Here is an 18,382-nt window from a genome sequence, read left to right as displayed (position 1 = left end):
AAAGGATTATTTGAAATCTTGTAATTTATATACTTCTACCCCAGCTAACAGAAAACAGCCAATACCATAATCCTCAAAATCAGGCATACTGTCGTATAATACCGGCTGTCCGTCTTTAGGTTCTTTTCCAGTGCCCTGTACATAGCCTAAAAATCCATTTTCGTGAATGGCATCCTTCACAATCGCATTCCATGCTTTTGCAACAACAGGCAGATACTTTTCTTTTGACAACAGCCCATTATTGATTCCCCATGCCATACCATATATAAATAAAGAAGTACCTGTCACCTCTTTTCCACCATAATTTTCAGGATCGTGCAAACTCGCATTCCAAAATCCATCCTTTCTCTGGCATTTCACCAATGCCTTTGTCATGGACATAAAATCATTCACATAATCCTTATAATGCTTTTCATCTTTCGGTATTTCACTTAAAACTCTTACCAAAGCAGCATATACCCATCCGTTGCCTCTTGACCAATAACAATCTTCACCGTTTGGCTCTTTATAAGGAGGAACAAAATCCGCATCGCGCCACCACAAACCATCTTCCCTGTTATAAAGACCTCCTCCAATATCATTTCTGCTGCAGGCATACATATCCCACATTTTATCAAAATACTTAGCATCATTCATTGTGGTACCATACTTCGCAAAAACCGGCATTCCCATTTGGATAGCATCAATCCATGTCCAATCATCCTTTTGTGGTGTATTCACCAACATATCTAAATTTGCTTTTACCTTTCGAAGGTATTTTGCGTCATTAGATAATCGATACAAATCGATATAGGTTTGACCGGCACAATAATCATCTGCATTTCTGGTGGTTGTACCGTTTCTAAACCCCCACTTATGAAAATCGGACCATTGATAAGCATAATCATACAATTTTTCTTCCGGCAATATTGAATACAAGGACATTAATCCTTCATAATACACCCCTCTCGTCCAAATATTGCTTGGTCTTTCCCGCCCCACATTCGATGGTGCTTTATAATCACTGTATTTTTCCATGAAATAATCATTCACTTTAATTATTTCTTTCAAAGTTTGTTCATGATCTATCAATTTCTGCCCCAAAACCGGAGAATAATTCATCGATGTTGTGACAATCAGTAATATAAATTGCAACAAATACATTCTGCTCAATAATCCCATTCTATTTGATATTTAAGATATTTTTGCACCAAATATATTGCATCCCATTTCTGCAAAAAAGGAAAATTATACACATCCCTAGAAAATCATCCACAACACAAAAACCTTAAAATAAATACATGTTTTAGTACTATTTTCCATTTTTTGTCGTGTACGCCCACAGTATTTTTACAGCCATTGAACAAGCTGATTCGTAACTCAAGCTTCAATCTATGTTTAATCTATTAAAAAGTTTTTATGAACCTATTTAAATCAAGTGTTGTATGAATTTATTTAAATCAAGAAAGGAACAATTTAAAGTGTTTTTCATAACACTACTTACAGGTTGTTTTTTTATGGCTGGAAGCGTCAACGTTTGCGCACAGGAACAAACGATTTCCGTTACAGGTAGTGTTAAAGATCTAACAGGCCAGTCTATAATTGGAGCCACTATCGTAGAAAAAGGATCTGTTACAAATGGTACTATAACAGATATTGATGGAAATTACCAAATTAAAGTACCTAAAAACGCAACAATAACCGTAAGCTTTATTGGTTTCTCAACTCAGGAAGTACTTGTTGCTGGGAAGTCAGTAATTAATTTTGTAATCAGTGAAGAAACCACAAACCTTGATGAATTAATTGTAGTTGGTTACGGTGTACAAAAGAAGAGCGATGTAACAGGTGCTGTAACCAGGGTTAGTGCTGAAGACATTGTGGCAATGCCCGTTAAAGACGCTGTACAAGCCATGCAGGGAAAAACTGCCGGAGTTGACATTACGTCAAATCAAAGACCTGGTGAGACTGGAAGTATTACTATTAGAGGTATTCGATCATTAAATGCCAGCCAGAGTCCATTATACGTAGTAGATGGAATGGTTGTTCAAAGTGGAGGAATCGACAATATTAATCCAAGTGACATTGAAAGTATTGATATTCTAAAGGATGCTTCTGCTACAGCTATTTATGGATCAAGAGGTGCCAATGGTGTTATCTTAGTTACGACTAAAAAAGGTAAAGTAGGTGCTGTCAGTTTTAATTATTCCGGTTCAGTTACCATTGAAAAAATGTACGACGTAACTGAGATGATGGATGCCGCTGAATGGTTGGATTATGCCAGACTTGCAAAATACAACATGGGTAGTTATGCATCTGCTACACCTACATATGCTGCCGATTTATCCACTTGGGGATCTGTTGGAGCTACCTTCGCAAATATTGAAAAAGGATGGGTAAATGGAGCTTGGGATGCCAGTAAAGTAGGAAATTACAATTGGGGTGACCATGGTAAAAGAACTGCTGTTTCTACAGAACACACCATTAGTGCGTCAGGTGGTACAGAGAAGTTCAAGGGATATGGATCATTCGGATATTTACGTCAGGAAGGAACGCAACCCGATCAACTTTATCAACGATATACTGCTAAAACTAATTTTGAAGTATCGCCTACAAACTGGTTCAAGTTCGGAACAACTATGAATCTTAGCTATGGAGAACAAGACTATGGTTATAGCTTTACAAAATCAAGTACCGGTCCCGGGGATTACTATTCTGCGCTAAAATCCATGTTGCCATGGACGGTTCCTTATGATGAAAATGGAGACTATATCAGAAACCCTGCCGCAGGAGATGTTAATATTATTAACCCGATCAAAGAGTTGGATTATAACACAAATAATCGTCAATCATTGCGTGCAACCGGAAGTTTTTATTCTCAATTGGATTTTGGGAATATGTGGAAACCTTTAGATGGTTTAAGTTACCGCATTCAATTTGGTCCGGAATTTAATTACTATCGTTTAGGTGTTTTTAATGCTGCTGAAGGGATTAATGGAGATGGTAACAATACGGCCAAATATAATACCAATAATACACGTGCCTATACATTAGACAATTTATTGTATTATAATAAAACATTTTCAAACCTTCATAAAGTTGGTTTAACCGCAATGCAGTCTTTCTCAAAGTATCATTATGAAAATGGAGATATGAAAGCAACAGATGTTGCTTCAACTTCCGAATTATGGTACAACCTTGCATCAGGAGGCGATGCATATAGTCTTGGCACCGGTTTATCAGAGAAACAAATGGAGTCATATATGCTTAGGGGAAATTACACTTACAACGATAAATACATGTTGACTGCATCTATGCGTTGGGATGGTGCTTCTCAATTAGCTGCTGGAAACAAATGGGCAAGTTTCCCTTCTTTGGCGTTAGGTTGGCGTATTGATCAGGAAGATTTCATGAACAATGCTTCATGGATTGATGGATTAAAAGCCCGTTTTGGTTATGGTATAACAGGTAACGCTGCAATTAAGGCATATGATACAAAAGGTGGAGTTGCTTCTTTATACTATAATTGGGGTACTACATCATCTGAGTTAGGATATGTAGCATCTGATCCTTCAGTTAAATACCCTCCTAAAATGGCAAATACCGATCTTAGTTGGGAAAAAACAGGCCAATATAATGTTGGTATAGACTATGTTCTTTTTAACGGACGCTTAAGTGGTAGTGTTGATGCATATAAAACAAAAACCACCGACTTATTAATGATTATGTCGATTCCAAGTTTAACAGGTTATACTTCAACCTGGGCAAACATCGGTGAAACAAAAGGTTCGGGTATTGATTTGCAAATTAATACAGTTAATATAAAATCAAATGATTTTAGCTGGGAAACCAGTATCTCTTGGTCAAAAGATCAAAGCGAAATTTCAAAATTGAATAATGGAAAGACTGAAGATCTTAATAATGCTTGGTTTATAGGTGAAGACATCGGTGTTTATTACGACTATGTATATGATGGCATCTGGAAAACTTCCGAAGCTGCTGAAGCTGCAGTATATGGTCGTAAACCTGGTCAGATTAAAGTTAAAGACTTAAACAACGACGGTACTATTGATGCCAACGAGGATAGACAAATTGTTGGAAATAAACGCCCGGACTGGTCTGGAGGTATGACCAACACATTTAAATACAAGAATTTTGATTTATCATTCTTTATATACTCTCGTTGGGGAAATACTTTCAGAAGCGGAAAAGAAACATTAGATGGTCGCTTTGCAATGCGTAAAATCGATTATTGGGTCGCTGGAGAAAATGAAGATGCAGAATATTATTCTCCTGGTTCAAATGGAGAGGCTGCTGATACTTATGCCAGCTCTATGAATTATCAAGACGGATCTTTTGTAAAAATGCGTAACATCAGTTTAGGCTATAACTTCACCCCAAAACAGTTAAAAAAACTGGGAATCAGCAAACTTAAAGTATACGCTCAATGTATGAATCCATTTACAATCTATTCTAAATGTGATTATTTAGACACCGATCTTTCGGGTTATAACAACAATACAACATCAGTAGGTTCATCAACAACACTTAAAAGTTTCGTATTTGGTTTGAATCTTGGATTCTAATATTAAAAAAATTAATTATGAGAAATAATAAAATATTAATACTATTGGGGCTGATAAGTTTCTTAACTTTTTCTGTATCATCCTGCAAAGATGAGTTTCTGGACGAGGAGCTTACAACAACCCAAAGCACTCAGACGTTTGAAACACAAGAGGGGCTGGATCAACTGGTTATAGGAACATACCAGAAACTGAAATTTAAATTCAACTATACCTGGGGAATTAAAATGTTTAACGTAGGTGTAGATGAATTCACAGATGCAAATAACGCCATCCCCGACTACAACGGTTATAGTGCTGATTTAAACTCAGCAGAAGGCGGAAACAACAAGCCTGTGTGGCAAAACATGTATGCCGGTGTTGAATCAGCAAACACCATTATTCAAAATATGCCTCTTTATTACGATAAAGAAAATTCAAATTATAACACTCGATTAGGCGAAGGTTATTTTCTACGTGGCTATTTTTATTTAACTCTTACCACTCAATATGGAGGTGTGCCATTGAAATTAGAACCATCAACAGCGGTTGAAACTTATTTTACACGAGCCACAGAAGAAGAATGTTTTGCACAAATCATTGCAGATTTTAAGTCGGCATATGATTTATTACCTGCAAATCCAGAAGCAACTGGCCGCATATCAAAATATGCTGCAGCTCATTTTCTTGCAAAATCAAAATTAACACGTGCAAGTGAGTTGTATAATTCATGGAACTCAAGCTATATAAGCGCTGATTTAGATGATGTAATTAAATATGGAACAGAAGTCGTAACTGCACATCCTTTATGTACAAACTATGTACAATTATGGGATTATCAAGCTGCAAATGGTGCCAACGAACGTGTTTCTGAAGTCGTTTTGGCTGCTCAATTTTCTGACGATCAATCTACCTGGGGTAGATATGGAAATCAGATGCATCTTTATTACCCATCTGTTTATCAAGATATTTCCGGTACAAAAAGAGATATATCAGGGGGTCGTGAATTCTGTTATGCCCGAACTACTAATTATACCATGGATGTATTTGATCGTGTGAACGACTCAAGATTCTGGAAATCTTTTATTACTAGTTACGGATGTAACTCTACAGCAAATGCTCCGGAATGGACTGCCGATAATGCTATTTTAGGACCTGTAGGAACTGTAGCTGGAACAAAACGATTTGAAGGCGGAGATCTGGCTATTAAATACATTGTTAACAATGCTGGCGATACCAGATATAATCCTGTTACAAATGATGTAACCGGTGTTTTAAAAGATGGTGTTATGCAAAACACCCACACATTTGTTCGTTATTTTAATGGTGACGCACAAGATTGGATTGGGCAACATGGTAATGAAGGGTATTATGGTGTTCAGAAACGTTTTGTTGCATTATCGAAATTCCGCGATGGATACAGAGTTTCAATTGCATCTCAATTTGGAACCCGCGATGTCATTCTTGCCCGCTCTGCAGATGACGCTCTAATGGTTGCTGAAGCCTACATACGTAAAGGTGAGTCGGAATATGCCAATGCTATTATTTGGATTAATAAATTAAGAGACAGAGCCGCATTTTTAGATGGAGAAGATCGTGCTGTTCACATTGATGGAGGACAAGCCTATAAGAACAATAGCTATTGTAACGGTAAAGGTGGAGGATACTCTTCTGACGGTTCCGTTTATTACGATAAGAACACTTATTATGAATCAAATGGAGATCTGGCAGAAACAACTGCTTCCACAGTAAATGAATTGCATATCAACTCAGTAAGTGACATCTACAATTCTTCAGTAGATGCTCCAATTTATACAAAGCTTGAATGCTCGAGCAATGCAGAAAAAATGATGTGTTTCTTATTGAATGAGAGAACTCGTGAGCTTTGCGGAGAAACAGTACGTTGGGAAGATTTAGCCCGTACAAAAAGGCTCGAAGCCCGATTCAAGGCATTTAATGATGGTTGGGTAAGAGGCAACTCAACTTTTAATGCTGCGACTCACTATTATCGTCCAATTCCTCAATCATTTCTTGATGCCATTACCAATGAAAATGGGCAGGCATTAAGTTCGGAAGAGAAACAAGCAATGCAAAACCCAGGATACTAACAGATACTAAACTATAAAATCACTAATCCGGTTCAAACCTGTTCCGGTTTAGTGATTTTTTTTATTCTGATTATCACTAAAAACAATTTACAGCTAAACTCTTCCAAATAGCAATATGTACGATATTTAGTACTGTATTGATGAAAACATCTCCAGATATGGATGATTTGACATGAATACGGAAAAATATACATCTGTTACAATTTATTCATTTCTACTTTTGATGCAAGTAATAACAGATAACAGCCTATAAAATTTTCACGATGAAGCTCTCATTTAGTAATACACAACATCAGACTTTTTTTAAACGATTTTTAATTTTCACTTTCATAATTTCATTGTGTTCTCTCTCCTATGCTCAGGAGAAAAAGTCAGAACCCGGAAAAAACAATAAATCCGACGTTCGAATTAAAACGGAATTTAATGATGCAAACACACCTCTTCATCTTTTACAGGCTGATTACCCAATAAACTATCAGACTCCTTACAAAGATCAAATTGAAAATCAACTAAAAACGATTGTAAATTATCTGGAGAAAGTTACTCCTGCTAAAGTAATTGATTCAAAAAGTCAGAAAGTTATTACTAAGTATGAAAACATCGACAGATACAGTCAGTTAAAAAAAGGAGATTTCAGATTAACCTCATACGAATGGGGAGTTACTTATGCTGCCATGTTGCGCATGACTCAGGTGACTGATAATGAAACGTATTTGAATTATGCACGGAACCGCTTTGCATTTTTAGCAGAAACAACTCCTTATTTCAAAAAACAATTGGATGAAGTTGGAACGATTGATCCTTTGATGACAAAAGTTTTACAACCCAAAGCCTTAGATGATGCCGGTGCCATCTGTGCAGCAATGATCAAAACATCAACATTCGACAAAGCCTCTTCAAAATTAGATACTTTAATCGGTAACTACATCGATTATATCATGTACCACCAATATCGCTTAAAAGATGGAACATTTGCACGCAAACGTCCGCTGTACAATACCGTTTGGTTAGATGATATGTTCATGAGTATTCCCGCTTTACTGCAAATGGGAAAATACAGGCATGATGACAAATACACTCAGGAAGCCGTTAGACAAATAAAACTTTTCAAAAACAAACTATTTGTTGAAAACAAAGGTCTTTTTCGTCACGGATGGGCTGAAGGTTTAAAACCTGAACCAACATTTTTCTGGGCTCGGGCCAATGGCTGGGCTTTGCTAACCCTTTGCGAAGCTTTGGATGTTTTGCCTAAAGATAATGAAGATAGAAAATGGATCATGGATCTTTATCAACAGCAAATTAGTTCATTGGTTCAGTATCAATCCGGACAAGGTTTATGGCACCAATTAATAGATAAAAACGATTCTTACCTGGAAACTTCAGCAAGTGCAATTTACGTATTTGCAATTGCTCACGGTATCAATCAGGGATGGTTAAATGCACGAGTATACGGTCCTGTAGTTACTTTGGGATGGAATGCTCTTTCTCAAAAAATAAATCCGAAAGGACAAGTTGAAGGTACTTGTGTAGGAACAGGAATGGGATTTGATCCGGCATTCTATTATCATCGCCCAGCCAGTACTTTTGCCGCTCATGGATATGGACCAATGTTGCTCGCCGGTGCTGAGATGATCGAATTATGCAATCACTGGTTTCCTAAAATGAACGATAGTGCAATTCATTTTTACGGACAAACACTACCCTATTCGGAACCCATTTTTGAAGTTGGTGATCCAAGACATCCGCCATACAAAAAAGCAGGCAGCAGTCGTAAAGGAAAAAAACCGGTTGTGTTTGTAATTGGTGATTCTACAGTAAAAAATGGCCGAGACAAAGGTGATTTAGGACAATGGGGCTGGGCCAGCTTTTTCGATCGCTTTTTTGATACAACAAAAATTACAGTGGAAAACCATGCGTTAGGTGGTCGCAGCAGCAGAACATTCCTAACCGAAGGGTTGTGGCAAAATGTATTGGAAGGCTTACAGGAAGGAGATTACTTGTTTATTCAGTTCGGTCACAATGATGGCGGTTCCTTTGATACCGGACGCGCCCGGGCTTCTATCAAAGGAGCTGGTGAAGAATCAAAAACCTATACCATGGAAGCCACAGGCGGACCGGAAACGGTATATACATTTGGTCATTACATGCGCCATTATATCAAACAAGCTAAAGCTCATGGTGTAAAAGTAATTGCTTTGGCCCATACTCCACGAAACAACTGGGAAGATGATAAAATGGTGCGTGTAACGGATACCTACGCAAAATGGACAAAACAAGCCGCAGAAGACGAAGGCGTTTGCTATATCGATGCCAACGATCTTTGCGCAAAAGAATACGAAAAAATTGGTCAGGAGGCCACTAAACCCTACTATAAAGATAATGTACACACTTCTTATATTGGAGCGATAACGAACGGAAATACAATTGCCAAGGCCGTTTATAATCTGGAAAATTGCGACCTGAAAAAATATATGAAAAAAGAAGCCATAGACAATCCAACTAAAGTGGCATCAAAACCTTTGTACCGCGATCCTAAATTTGACGGAGCTGCAGATCCGGTTGTTGTATGGAATAAAAAAGAACAAAAATGGTTCATGCTCTATACCAACCGTAGAGCCAATCTGGAAAACACAAATGGAGTTGATTGGGTGCACGGAACACCTATTGGTATAGCCGAATCAGAAGATGGAGGACTAAACTGGAAATACCGGGCTGATGCAAACATAAATTATGGCGGCGACAGCACTACCTTTTGGGCTCCTGATGTAGCAGTACATGACGGAATCTATCACATGTACCTGACTGTTGTACCGGGAATTTTCAGCGATTGGAATCATCCCCGTCACATCATTCATTTAACCAGTAGTAACCTGATTGACTGGAAATTTGAATCTCAGCTAAATTTAGCTTCCGATAAAGTAATTGATGCTGAAGTTGTAAAATCTCCAAACGGAAAATGGAGAATGTACTACAACAATGAGAAAAATAATAAATCCATTTACTATGCTGAAAGCAACGATCTGTACAATTGGGAAGATAAAGGACTTGCTGTTGGAAATAAACGTGGTGAAGGCCCGGTTGTCTTCTTCTGGAAAAACCAATATTTCATGATTATTGATTCATGGGATGGATTATCTGTTTTCAGTTCCAAAAACATGCAAAACTGGCATCTTCAAAAGGAAAACATATTGGATAAACCCGGATGTTATGAAGATGATCAGGTAAAAGGTGGACATGCTGATGTCGTAATCAATAATGGCAGAGCTTACATTTTCTATTTTACTCATCCGGGAAGACTTGAAGGCATTAATGATGACAAGTATGAAACCAGAAGATCATCCATACAGGTGGGAGAATTAAAATTTGTAAATAACCAAATATCCTGTAATCGTAATTTACCGGTAGATATTAAATTAGTTAATCCTTAAGATCAATAAAATAATTCAGGAAGCTTTTCTGAGCACATTCAAATCAAGATCAAAAATCAGTAAAGACATGAAAATCAAAGCAATACTATTACTCACTATAAGCACATTCCTTTTGGTTTGCTGCTCACAAGAACCAAAAGACGTTCGTATATTTATATCAGGCGATTCTACAGCTCAAAGCTACGACACTACAAAAACAGTCATGAGAGGATGGGCACAGATGCTGCCCGATTTTTTCGATGAGCATGTAACTGTTGTTAACAAGGCAAAAGCAGGCAGAAGTACCAAAAGTTATTTGGCAGAAGGACGATGGAAAGAAGTCGTTGATTCCCTTCATCCAAATGATTATGTGATCATTCAATTTGGTCACAACGATGCTTCCTCAAAACCGGAAAGACATGCCTCCTACCCTGATTACAAAAGAAATCTGATTACTATGGTAAAGGAAGCACAAGCAAAAAAAGCCCGGCCAATTTTGGCCACTTCAATTGTGATGAGAACTTTTAAAGACAATGGCTTACTTGATGATCGGCTAAAAGGATATCCAGCCATTACCCGTCAATTGGCCGATTCTTTAAACATTCCTTTAATCGACACCTGGCTGAAATCAAGGGATTTAATTGTCATGATGGGCGACGAACCATCAAAAAAATTATACATGTGGATAGAAGCAGGCGTTGATTCAATCCGACCAAATGGTTCTCAGGATGATACACACCTGCAGGCTCCAGGAGCTGCAGCAGTAGCAGAAATAGTAGCGGCAGAAATCAAAAAACAAAACCTTAAAGACATCGCAAACCATGTTCTTATCCCTTAAAAGCATAGCTAGATTAGCAACACTATTTTTAATCCCTTTTCTAATTGTACGCTGCCAGCCGGATGCTCAATGGCCCGAAGAATCAGTGAACACGAAGCCGGGAGCCCGATGGTGGTGGATGGGCAGTGCTGTAGATGAAGCAAACCTGTCCCGAAATCTGGAATTATATTCAGAAGCCGGACTAGGTTCACTGGAGATCACACCAATTTACGGCGTTCAGGGAAACGATTCCAATGAGGTCGACTTCTTATCGAACAGATGGATGGAATTGTACGCTCATACCCAAAAGGAAGCTAAAAAACGGGGAATTAACATTGATATGAATACCGGAACTGGTTGGCCTTTTGGCGGACCTGATGTTGGGCTAAAAGATGCTGCCGGTTGTTTATTAATCAAGGAATTTTACTTATCCGATGGACATAAATTAGATCAACTAATTATTCCTGACGATAAAAAACAACAAGAAACAGCCAATCTGGCCAACTTAATGGCTTTTTCCGAAAATGGAGAAATAGTAGACCTAACGGAAAAGGTTAGTAATAAAAAACTTGATTGGAAAGCACCCGTTGGTAAATGGACATTAATTGCTCTTTTCGAGGGAAATACTTTTCAGCAGGTTAAAAGAGCGGCTCCTGGTGGCAAAGGTTTGGTTTTGAATCATTTTTCGAAAGAAAGTGTAGAGAAATACCTGAGTAAATTTACGAAAGCCTTTAACGAAAGCGGTGCACCTGTTCCCAATTACTTTTTTAACGATAGTTACGAAGTATATAATGCAGACTGGACTCCAGGATTTCTTGCTGAATTTGAACAAATGCAAGGCTATAAATTACAGGATTATCTTCCTCAATTTTTAGATACAGCACGAAACGAAACTACAGCAAGAATCGTTTCGGATTACAGAGAGACACTTTCGAAATTATTATTGGAAAACTTTACCAAGCCCTGGACTGAGTGGGCACACAAGCTGAATAGTAAAACCCGGAATCAGGCACACGGTTCGCCGGCTAACTTAATTGATATTTATGCTGCTGTTGATGTGCCCGAATGCGAAGGATTTGGATTATCCGACTTTCACATTAAAGGGCTGCGCAAAGATTCTTTAACACGTCATAACGACTCCGATTTTTCCATGTTAAAATACGCTTCATCAGCGGCTCATATTTCAGGAAAGAAATACACTTCTTCAGAAACATTTACATGGCTTACCGAGCATTTTCGCACCTCCTTCTCTCAGTGTAAACCCGATTTGGATTTGATGTTTGTTTCAGGCGTTAATCACGTTTACTTTCACGGCACTACCTATAGTCCGGCTGAGGCTGCCTGGCCGGGATGGAAATTTTATGCTTCGGTGGACATGAGTCCAACCAACCCATTGTGGCGCGATGCAAAACCCTTTTTTAAATATATCTCACGCGTACAATCGTTTTTACAAATGGGTAAACCCGATAATGATTTTCTGGTTTATTTACCTATTTACGATATGTGGCACAAAGTGGACGGTAAATTATTACAATTCGATATCCATAAAATGAAACAACGTGCTCCGGAATTTATTCATGTAGTCAACCAAATTAGTGACGCCGGCTATGATATGGACTATATTTCGGATTCATTCATTACAAGCACTGAATTTAAAAACGGACATCTCATTACATCGGGAGGAACTTCGTATAAAGCTTTAATTATACCTTCTGTAGATAAAATGCCGGCGGAGGTTATTAAAAAACTGATTGATCTGTCCAAACAAGGTGCACAAATTGTGTTCATGGGAAATTATCCTAAAGATGTTCCCGGATATGGAAATCTGGAAAACCGAAGAAAACAATTTCTTACTTTAAGTGATCAGCTGCCTGAAGTTGACTTTAACGAAACCACAGTAAGCTCATTTTCGAAAGGAAAAATCATTACCGGAACCGATTATGAAAATACACTTGCGGCTACCGGAGTTGTTGCTGAAGAATTTAAAACAAAAGCGGATCTTAAATACATTCGCAGGAAAAACAGCCAGGGGTATCATTATTTTGTTTCTGCACTTAAAGCTGAGGATACAGATAGCTGGATTGCTTTACCAACACTTGCAAAGGCTGTCGTATTTTTCAATCCGATCAATGGACAAAAAGGGAAAGCACAAATAAAACAAGTCGATGGCAAAACCAAAGTAAGATTGCAGTTAAAATCCGGAGAATCATTACTATTACAAACATTTTCGACGAAGGTTACAAGTGAAAACTGGCCTTATCTTAAAGAAACAGGAAATCCATTTGTACTGAACAACAACTGGAAAATATTCTTTAAAGAGAGTATTCCCGCTGTCACCGACACCTTTGCTATTCCAAAATTAGTTCCCTGGACCGATTTGAAGATTGATGAAGCAAAAGAGAATATGGGGACAGCGGTCTATTCAACAACATTTACGGTGAATAAAAAAACGGCTGAAGACTGGATTCTTAACTTAGGTGATGTGAGAGAAACGGCCAGAGTAAAACTGAACAATACCTATATTCAAACATTATGGTCGGTGCCATACGAGCTTTCTGTTGGCAAATACCTTAAAAACGGTCTTAATGCAATAGAAATAGAGGTAACAGGTTTACCAGCCAATCACATCGCAAGTTTAGATCAAAAAGGAGTTCAATGGCGTATTTTCAAGGAAATTAATCTGGTTGACCTTAACTATAAAAAAACAGGTTATGCGAATTGGAAAACAATGCCTGCCGGCTTAAACAGTGAAGTAAAATTAATACCCGTTAACTTTTCGAATTAAAAGTTCAGATACCCTATGAAGTCATTACAATTTATCATACTCCTACTTTGCGGATTTAGCGCATTGGGGCAGAATAATTCTTCAATCCCTAAATTTACCTGGATGGAAAATGCGGGCAGCCATACTTTTCCAGATCAGAAAACCGTGTTTCGTGTAGAAGATTACGGAGCCGTTGGAGATGCACTTGTTTTAAACACCAAAGCCATTCAAAAAGCACTTGATGAGGCTGAAGCTACCGGAGGAGGAACAGTAACGTTTAAACCCGGTGTTTATTTAACAGGATCGCTTTTTATCGGCAACAACGTTAATTTCAACATCCCCAAAGGAACCATGCTGACCGGGAGTCAGAATCTGGAAGATTACAAACAAATTGATACCCGTATTGCAGGCATTGAAATGAAATGGCCGGCTGCACTCATTAATATTATTGACAAAAAGAATGCTGCCATTACAGGAAATGGAACAATTCACGGCAAAGGAAAAGTGTTTTGGGACAAATACTGGAACATGCGCAAGGAATATGAACCCAAAGGACTTCGATGGATTGTAGATTACGATTGTGAAAGACCCCGGGGAATACTAATATCTGATTCTGAAAACATCACTATTGATGGAATAGTACTGTATCAGCCGGGCTTTTGGAGTCTTCATATTCTGTACTCGAAATACGTAACCGTTAATGATGTTACTATTAGTAACAATATTGAAGGACACGGACCTAGTACCGATGGTGTGGATATTGATTCCTCTTCGTTTATTTTGGTTCAAAACAGCAATATCAATTGCAATGATGATAACTTTTGTTTAAAAGCAGGACGCGACAGCGATGGTCTGCGGGTGAACCGACCTTGTGAATACATTGTGATACGAGATTGTTATGCAGGAATGGGAGCCGGACTTTTTACCATCGGGAGCGAAACATCCGGCAGCATCAGACATGTGGTTGCTTATAATTTAACAGCAGAAGGCACATCCTTTGGTTTGCGTTTTAAGAGTACGATTCAACGGGGAGGCAAAATCGAGGATATTCATTTGGCAAATATCACCATGAACAAGGTTAAATATCCTCTGTCTGTTGATTTAGACTGGAATCCTGCTTACAGCACTTCATTGCTTCCTGAAGAATATAGGGGAAAAACACTGCCCGAACATTGGAAAAAAATGTTGGCTGGTGTTGATCCTAAGGATGGGACGCCAAAATTTCAAAACATATCCTTCTCCAATATTAAAGCCACCGGAGCAAAACGCTGTATCAATGTGGTTGGAATTAAAAGCAGTACCATTGAAGATTTTAAATTCTGTGATGTAAGCATAGAAGGTAAAAATGCCGGAGTAATAAAACATGCAAAAAACTGGAAATGTGAACATCTTCAGATAAAATCAAACGATGCTTTATCTCTGGAAAATAACAAGAATATAGATTTGGAAAATAATTAGATTTATAAAGACAGCCAAAAGCAAAAATTATAATCATATGAAACGTCCATGTAAAAAGTCTTACACACAAGATGATGAGTGTAATTTGGGAGTTCCATATGGCAATAAAAAACAAATTTAGACACATGAAACATCAACTCATTACCTATTTACTTCTAGTAACCTGTTTCTGCGCAACGGGGCAGCAAACTGAACGGCAATATTTATCCGGAACTGGATTGGGAAATACAGTTATCTGGGATTTTTACTGCTCTGCTGGTCAAAACAGCCAAAAATGGAGTCAGATAGAAGTTCCTTCGCAATGGGAACTGCAGGGCTTTGGAGAATATACCTATGGCAGATGGTACAAGAAAAAGGGAGTTGAACCATCGAAAGAAACCGGCACCTACAAATACTCATTCAAAGTGCCAAAAAAATGGAGCGGACAACAAATCTCGATTGTTTTTGAAGGCGCCATGACAGATACTGAAGTATTCATTAACGGAGAAAAAGCCGGAGAGATGCACCAAGGCGGTTTTTATCGTTTTTCATACGATATTACCCATAAAATCACCACCGGAAAAAAGAATGATCTTAAGGTGATCATTCACAAACACTCGGCAAACAACAGCATCAACAACGCCGAAAGAAAAGCCGATTGGTGGACTTTCGGCGGCATCTACCGTCCGGTTTATTTAGAGGCAAAACCTCGAACAGCGATGAACCATGTGGCATTGGATGCAAAAGCCGACGGGAGTTTGAATGCTGACATTGATTTATCTGAAGAAATAAAATCAGGTAAAATTATTGCAACGATTGAACCCTTAACAGGAAAAGGTAAATTTGCATCCAAAACCATTCCATTGACTCTGAATGGCAAAAAACAACACATCAGCACAAAATGGGATGATGTTATCAGCTGGAATCCTGAGAATCCTCAACTTTACAAACTACACCTGAAATTAACCGACCAAAACAATAAAACCCTGCACGAATGGTGGTCAAGAATTGGTTTTAGAACGGTTGAATTCAGAGCAAAAGATGGTATTTATGTGAATGATACCAAAATTGTTATGAAAGGGATTAACCGTCACTCATTTCATCCTGATGGCGGACGTACTACCAACCGTGAAATCAGCAAAAGCGATGCTCTTTTATTAAAGGAAATGAACATCAACGCTGTTCGTTTTCACTATCCGCCCGATCAGCACTTTTTAGATATGTGTGATTCAATCGGTTTGTTTGTGGTCGATGAATTGGCCGGATGGCAAAACTGCTACGACACCGAAGTTGGATCAAAACTACAGAAAGAAATGCTGACCCGCGATGTAAATCACCCATGTATTGTATTGTGGAGCAATGGTAATGAAGGAGGTTGGAACTACGATCTCGATAAACATTTTGCAGATTACGATCCTCAGAACCGGCATGTAATCCATCCATGGGCCGACTTTAATGGAATTGATGCCCACCACTACCCTGCTTACTTAACAGGTGTTGCCCGATTGACCAACGGCTATAAAGTATTTATGCCAACTGAATTTATGCATGGAATGTATGATCAGGGACATGGTGCCGGTTTAGAAGATTTTTGGGACAACTGGACCTCTCACCCCTTGTTTGCAGGTGCATTTATGTGGGCTTTTAATGATTGTGCGGTGAAACGTACTGATAAAAACGGCATTCTGGACTCAGACGACTTTAGAGCTCCCGATGGTATTGTTGGCCCTTACCGGGAAAAAGAAGGCAGTGTATTCACTGTTCGCGAAGTTTGGGCTCCTATTCAATTCAAAAAACTATACATCACCCCTTCATTTAAGGGTAAATTTACCCTATCAAACAGATTCCTTTATACCAATTTAAAGGACTGTAAGATGACGTATCAACTGCATAAAATTAATTCTCCTTTAAAAGGATCCAAGAGAGAGCTTATAGGAAAAGGGATTGTTTCTCTTCCTGAAATAAATCCTGGCGAAACAGGTTTTGCCAAAATGGAATTACCCGCTAATTTCTTTGATGCAACGGTTTTAGAGATTGAAGCATTCGATCCTGCCGGGCATAAAATCTGCAACTGGAGCTGGCCTGTAAAATACGCCGGTGAATACTTCCAATTACAACATGCCGGTACAACCAAAGATGGAGATGTAAAGCTTACGGAAACTGACAGCATTACAACATTGGAAGCAAATGGAGTGTCCGTATCGTTCAATCAAAAAAACGGTCAGATTTTGCAGGTAAAAAACAAAAAAGGAATTGTTCCTTTTACCAATGGACCAGTGGCTGTAGGCATGAAAATTCAGTACAAAGAATGTTATGCCAAACAAAATGAACACAGCGCTCAGTTTGTAACAAAATATCTGGGAGGTATCGATTCTATTGTTTGGACAATGGATGCACAAGGACTATTAAATATGAATGCTGTGATGCTGAACAGAGCTGGCGGAGGCAAAGGTTTTGACGATGCATTTACCGACAACGAAATAAATAATTTTGGTTTAACCTTCTCGTACCCCGAAAAAATAGTTAAAGGAATGGAATGGTTTGGCCGTGGTCCTTACCGTGTTTGGAAAAACAGAATAAAAGGAACCAACTATAATCTTTGGCAAAAAGATTACAACAACACCATAACCGGAGAAAGTGAATATGGATTGACTTATCCTGAATTCAAAGGCTTTCATGCCAATTTATATTGGGCTGCCATACAGTCTGATGAGGCTCCATTTACGGTATATTCTGAAAGCGACGGCGTGTTCTTGCGAATGCTGACCCCCGAAGAACCCAAAGGAAGAATGGAAGGAAGACACACAATGCCAGCCTTCCCATCGGGAGATATATCCTTTTTATACGATATTCCGGCGATTCAATCTTTCAAACCAATATCCATGCAGGGGCCACACAGTCAGCCGGGAAATATCAGGATAAAAGTTGGTGACGAAGGAATCAGGATGATATTGGATTTTGATTTTAAAGAATAGCAGTCAATCCATTTTGTAATGCTATGAGGCTGTCTTATTAAAAGGCAGCCTCCTTTTTTTTTTATAGTTTCCCTTCGACAGTCATTGGTATAGTACCACGACTGTTGTTGGTGCAGTACTACGACGGTTACAGGTATAGTACCACGACGGTTGCGGTCGTGGCAAATACTCCCCCCTTCTTTCTCTACTCTTTATACACAAATAGTTGCAGTGCTCGTTTTTATGCACCATGCTTTTTCGGAATTTTTTAAATCGCTTTTGTTTTAACTCAACGCTTTAGTAAGACCGGGAAGTTGAGTCCCGATAGCTATCGGGGTTATTCGAAAATCGCCCGGC

At 38.6% G+C, this 18,382-nt stretch carries 8 protein-coding genes; 7 read left to right on the top strand and 1 reads right to left on the bottom strand.

Annotated elements, in window-relative coordinates:
* Positions 1-6: 6 nt before the first annotated feature.
* Entirely contained in the window at positions 7-1,161 is a 1,155-nt protein-coding gene (locus ACKU4N_RS06240; RefSeq protein WP_321321664.1) for a glycoside hydrolase family 88/105 protein, read from the bottom strand.
* A gap of 263 nt (positions 1,162-1,424) precedes the next feature.
* Between ACKU4N_RS06240 and ACKU4N_RS06235 the strand changes: the two genes are divergently transcribed.
* The 7 genes from ACKU4N_RS06235 (at position 1,425) to ACKU4N_RS06205 (ending at position 18,046) form a co-directional block, all read left to right on the top strand.
* Complete coding sequence (locus ACKU4N_RS06235; protein WP_321321662.1) at positions 1,425-4,562, top strand: SusC/RagA family TonB-linked outer membrane protein; 3,138 nt, start codon at positions 1,425-1,427, stop codon at positions 4,560-4,562.
* Positions 4,563-4,579: 17 nt separating this feature from the next.
* A complete protein-coding gene (locus ACKU4N_RS06230; RefSeq protein WP_321321660.1) occupies positions 4,580-6,646 on the top strand; it encodes a RagB/SusD family nutrient uptake outer membrane protein in 2,067 nt (688 codons plus the stop codon).
* A gap of 263 nt (positions 6,647-6,909) precedes the next feature.
* Positions 6,910-10,074 carry a glycoside hydrolase family 88 protein gene (locus ACKU4N_RS06225; protein WP_321321658.1) on the top strand — a complete coding sequence of 1,055 codons (3,165 nt, stop codon included), beginning with the start codon at positions 6,910-6,912 and terminating at the stop codon, positions 10,072-10,074.
* Positions 10,075-10,141: 67 nt separating this feature from the next.
* Positions 10,142-10,891, top strand: coding sequence for a rhamnogalacturonan acetylesterase (locus ACKU4N_RS06220; RefSeq protein ID WP_321321656.1), 750 nt, complete (start codon positions 10,142-10,144; stop codon positions 10,889-10,891).
* Positions 10,875-13,655 carry an alpha-L-rhamnosidase gene (locus tag ACKU4N_RS06215; protein ID WP_321321654.1) on the top strand — a complete coding sequence of 927 codons (2,781 nt, stop codon included), beginning with the start codon at positions 10,875-10,877 and terminating at the stop codon, positions 13,653-13,655. Before ACKU4N_RS06220 ends, ACKU4N_RS06215 begins: the two co-directional genes overlap by 17 nt.
* Before the next feature lie 15 nt (positions 13,656-13,670).
* On the top strand, positions 13,671-15,092 hold the full coding sequence (locus tag ACKU4N_RS06210) for a glycoside hydrolase family 28 protein (RefSeq protein WP_321321652.1): 1,422 nt from the start codon (positions 13,671-13,673) through the stop codon (positions 15,090-15,092).
* Between the two features lie 125 nt (positions 15,093-15,217).
* Positions 15,218-18,046: a glycoside hydrolase family 2 protein gene (locus ACKU4N_RS06205; protein ID WP_321321650.1), complete on the top strand. Its 2,829-nt coding sequence runs from the start codon at positions 15,218-15,220 to the stop codon at positions 18,044-18,046.
* Positions 18,047-18,382: the final 336 nt, after the last annotated feature.

This window comes from Labilibaculum sp., from assembly GCF_963664555.1.
GTDB lineage: Bacteria > Bacteroidota > Bacteroidia > Bacteroidales > Marinifilaceae > Labilibaculum.
Note: the sequence above shows the minus strand (reverse complement) of the source record. Positions and strands in the feature narration are given on the sequence as shown.